At 53.8% G+C, this 1,211-nt stretch carries 12 tRNA genes and 1 rRNA gene; all 13 read right to left on the bottom strand.

Going from position 1 to position 1,211, the window contains the following annotated elements:
* Nucleotides 1-2 precede the first annotated feature (2 nt).
* Nucleotides 3-95 (bottom strand) — tRNA-Ser (locus ACOZBY_RS21860).
* A gap of 15 nt (nt 96-110) precedes the next feature.
* Nucleotides 111-187: transfer RNA gene (locus tag ACOZBY_RS21855), tRNA-Ile, on the bottom strand.
* A gap of 7 nt (nt 188-194) precedes the next feature.
* Nucleotides 195-268 (bottom strand) — tRNA-Met (locus tag ACOZBY_RS21850).
* A 27-nt stretch (nt 269-295) separates the two neighbouring features.
* Nucleotides 296-371, bottom strand: a tRNA-Ala gene (locus ACOZBY_RS21845).
* 17 nt (nt 372-388) lie between these two features.
* A tRNA-Pro gene (locus ACOZBY_RS21840) sits at nt 389-465 on the bottom strand.
* Between the two features lie 9 nt (nt 466-474).
* Nucleotides 475-551: transfer RNA gene (locus ACOZBY_RS21835), tRNA-Arg, on the bottom strand.
* Nucleotides 552-559: 8 nt separating this feature from the next.
* Nucleotides 560-648, bottom strand: a tRNA-Leu gene (locus ACOZBY_RS21830).
* Between the two features lie 5 nt (nt 649-653).
* A tRNA-Gly gene (locus tag ACOZBY_RS21825) sits at nt 654-728 on the bottom strand.
* Nucleotides 729-764: 36 nt separating this feature from the next.
* Nucleotides 765-849, bottom strand: a tRNA-Leu gene (locus ACOZBY_RS21820).
* A 21-nt stretch (nt 850-870) separates the two neighbouring features.
* Nucleotides 871-946 (bottom strand) — tRNA-Lys (locus ACOZBY_RS21815).
* A 6-nt stretch (nt 947-952) separates the two neighbouring features.
* Nucleotides 953-1,028 (bottom strand) — tRNA-Thr (locus ACOZBY_RS21810).
* A gap of 3 nt (nt 1,029-1,031) precedes the next feature.
* A tRNA-Val gene (locus tag ACOZBY_RS21805) sits at nt 1,032-1,107 on the bottom strand.
* 10 nt (nt 1,108-1,117) lie between these two features.
* Nucleotides 1,118-1,211: ribosomal RNA gene (rrf, locus tag ACOZBY_RS21800) — 5S ribosomal RNA — on the bottom strand; the annotation flags it as partial.

Raw genomic sequence — 1,211 nt, 5'->3', positions numbered from 1 at the left:
ACTGGAGGAGGTAGAGGGATTCGAACCCCCGCGCGGTGTTACCCGCCTGTCGGTTTTCAAGACCGATCCCTTCAGCCAGACTTGGGTATACCTCCGTAACAATATATAAATGGTGGACCTTGCAGGACTCGAACCTGCGACCGGACGGTTATGAGCCGTCTGCTCTAACCAACTGAGCTAAAGGTCCTTTAAGATGGCGGCAGAGGGGATCGAACCCCCGACCTTACGGGTATGAACCGTACGCTCTAGCCAGCTGAGCTACGCCGCCAGGATCTTTATACTGGTTATTTTACTATGGTGGAGCCTAGCGGGATCGAACCGCTGACCTCCTGCGTGCAAGGCAGGCGCTCTCCCAGCTGAGCTAAGGCCCCATAATATTTTTTGGAAATGGTCGGGAAGACAGGATTCGAACCTGCGACCCCTTGGTCCCAAACCAAGTGCTCTACCAAGCTGAGCTACTTCCCGTTGTTCTTATGGCGCGCCCGACAGGAGTCGAACCCATAACCTTCTGATCCGTAGTCAGACGCTCTATCCAATTGAGCTACGGGCGCATATAAAATGGTGCCGAGGACCGGAATCGAACCGGTACGGTAGTCACCTACCGCAGGATTTTAAGTCCTGTGCGTCTGCCAGTTCCGCCACCCCGGCACATTTGGAGCGGAAGACGAGGTTCGAACTCGCGACCCCCACCTTGGCAAGGTGGTGTTCTACCACTGAACTACTTCCGCATGTGCATAAGTTTTTTTATCTGGCATATTGAAAAATGGTGCGGGTGAAGGGAGTCGAACCCCCACGCCTTGCGGCGCTAGATCCTAAGTCTAGTGCGTCTGCCAATTCCGCCACACCCGCTTAATATGGTTGGTACTTAAATGGTGAGCCATGAAGGACTCGAACCTTCGACCCTCTGATTAAAAGTCAGATGCTCTACCAACTGAGCTAATGGCTCAAAAAATGGTGCCGGCTATAGGAATCGAACCCACGACCTACTGATTACAAGTCAGTTGCTCTACCTGCTGAGCTAAACCGGCGAATGGTGGAGGATGACGGGCTCGAACCGCCGACCCTCTGCTTGTAAGGCAGATGCTCTCCCAGCTGAGCTAATCCTCCTGGGTATTATGCCTAGCGACGTCCTACTCTCACAGGGGGAAGCCCCCAACTACCATCGGCGCTAAAGAGCTTAACTTCCGTGTTCGGTATGGGAACGGGTGTGA

The sequence above is a fragment of the Lysinibacillus sp. NPDC056220 genome (assembly GCF_049315265.1).
Lineage (GTDB): Bacteria > Bacillota > Bacilli > Bacillales_A > Planococcaceae > Lysinibacillus > Lysinibacillus pinottii.
Note: the sequence above shows the minus strand (reverse complement) of the source record. Positions and strands in the feature narration are given on the sequence as shown.